Genomic DNA, 1734 nt, shown 5'->3' with positions numbered 1-1734 from the left:
CGCTTTGCCAACCGGCAGTTCCTGATCAGCCCGCAGGGTGAAATCAAGGCGCGCTATGATAAGATCCATATGTTCGATGTCGAGGTCACACCCGAGGAAACATACCGCGAGTCCGATGGCTACAGGCCGGGTACCCAGGCGGTTGTGGCAGAGACGCCTTTTGCCAGAATCGGCATGACTATCTGTTATGATGTGCGCTTTCCGCATTTGCACCGGGCGCTCGCCAAAGGCGGAGCGCAGATCATCACAGTGCCGGCTGCGTTTTCATATATCACCGGAGCCGCACATTGGCATTCTCTGTTGCGGGCTCGCGCGATTGAAACCGGCTGCATTGTGCTGGCGCCTGCGCAAACTGGCAAACATCCGGCTTCCCGCGGGCCAAGGCGCAATACCTATGGACATTCCCTTGCCGTGGCCCCATGGGGCGAAGTGCTGGCTGATGCCGGCCAGGAACCGGGCGTGACTTACGTTGATCTCGACCTCGAAAAAGTTGCAGAAGCGCGCAAACGCGTGCCTTCCCTGACCCACGACCGGGAGTTTGACGGACCCTGATGGATGAAACCCATTCCCTGGCGGTATCGCTGTTCAGCGAGATACTAATGGCTGACCAGCTGGCCCGGTCGCGACTCAGCAAAGTGCTGCCCAAAGGGATGGAACTGTCGCATTTCTCGGTGTTGAACCACTTGGCACGGGCTGGACTGGAGCGCTCGCCCGCGCAGCTGGCCAAGGCGTTTCACGTGACCCGCGGGGCGATGACCAACACGCTGAGCAAACTGGAAATGGCGGGATACATCCATGTCCGCCCTGATTGGGACGATGCACGGCGCAAGATGGTGGCGATCAGCCCGGCTGGCAAGCAGGCCCGGGATGCAGCACTGGCCGGGATCATTCCGGTGATCTCCGAAGTTGTGGGTGAATTGGGCAGCGACCGGGTGCGGGCGACTTTGCCTATTCTGCGCGAGCTGCGCGGCAAACTGGAAGAGAGCGGCTGAGCGGCTGGTTCCAAAGAGTCATCTGCTCGGAGTTAAAAAAGGGGACGCCTGCAAGCAGGCGCCCCTCTTCCCCATCAGTCCCCATCATGCCGTGAACGGCGATCATTTAGCCATTGGGCAGACCCCCCAGTCACAATGGCAAGCAGTTATTTGGTTCTTAGCTTGCGCCCAATCGCGGCTTGGAAAAATACTCAAACCCCGCTTGATAAAGATAGCAAGCGGGATGCAGTGGCCAAAGAGTGCATAAGGATTACTACCTATCCTTTAGGATAGGAGGCAGAAAAAACTGGCCGGAGAGGGCACCCTTAGCCAGGCTTTATGCTGGCGGTCACGTAGTTTACCGACAGGTCCCGTTCGGATATGGACCAGTTCCAAGTGATCGGGTTGAACACGAACCCCTTGCGGTCAACAGGCTTCAGGCCAGCGTTGCGCAGCAGTTCATAGAGTTCCTCCGGGGTGATAAACTTGGACCACTCATGAGTGCCGCGCGGCAGCCAGCGCATGATAACCTCTGCCCCGATTATGGCCATGGCAAAGCTCTTTGGGTTGCGGTTGATGGTTGAGCATATTTCCAGACCGCCGGGTTTCAGCAATGTCCGGGAGGCGGCGAGGAAGCTCAGCGGATCGGCCACATGCTCGACCACTTCCATGTTCAGCACGACGTCGAATTGTTCACCGGCAGCAGCCAGTGCCTCGGCGGTGGTGTGGCGGTAGTCGATCTCCAACTCAGATTGTTCGGCAT

3 protein-coding genes are annotated in these 1734 nt (G+C 58.4%); 2 read left to right on the top strand and 1 reads right to left on the bottom strand.

The features are described 5' to 3' along the window. Together A2I95_RS35535 and A2I95_RS35530 are read left to right on the top strand one after the other, a co-directional pair. The coding region (locus A2I95_RS35535) for a nitrilase-related carbon-nitrogen hydrolase (RefSeq protein WP_291737256.1) at positions 1-552 on the top strand (552 nt) is incomplete at its 5' end. Next, positions 552-992, top strand: a complete 441-nt coding sequence (locus A2I95_RS35530) for a MarR family transcriptional regulator (protein WP_027257021.1) — start codon at positions 552-554, stop codon at positions 990-992. The genes A2I95_RS35535 and A2I95_RS35530, both read left to right, overlap by 1 nt. Positions 993-1297: 305 nt before the next feature. On the opposite strand, the gene ubiG is transcribed toward A2I95_RS35530, so the two are convergent. Then, positions 1298-1734, bottom strand: a 437-nt coding sequence (gene ubiG, locus A2I95_RS35525) for a bifunctional 2-polyprenyl-6-hydroxyphenol methylase/3-demethylubiquinol 3-O-methyltransferase UbiG (RefSeq protein ID WP_291737255.1), incomplete at its 5' end; no start/stop codon positions are given.

This window comes from Leisingera sp. F5 (assembly GCF_001593695.1).
The sequence above is the reverse complement of the archived record's forward strand: the minus strand, read 5'-3'. Positions and strand labels throughout refer to the sequence as shown.

Coding starts and splice junctions, on each gene's coding strand:
- A2I95_RS35530 (WP_027257021.1), top strand. CDS start 552: ATGGATGAAACCCATTCCCTGGCGGTATCGCTGTTCAGCGAGATACTA.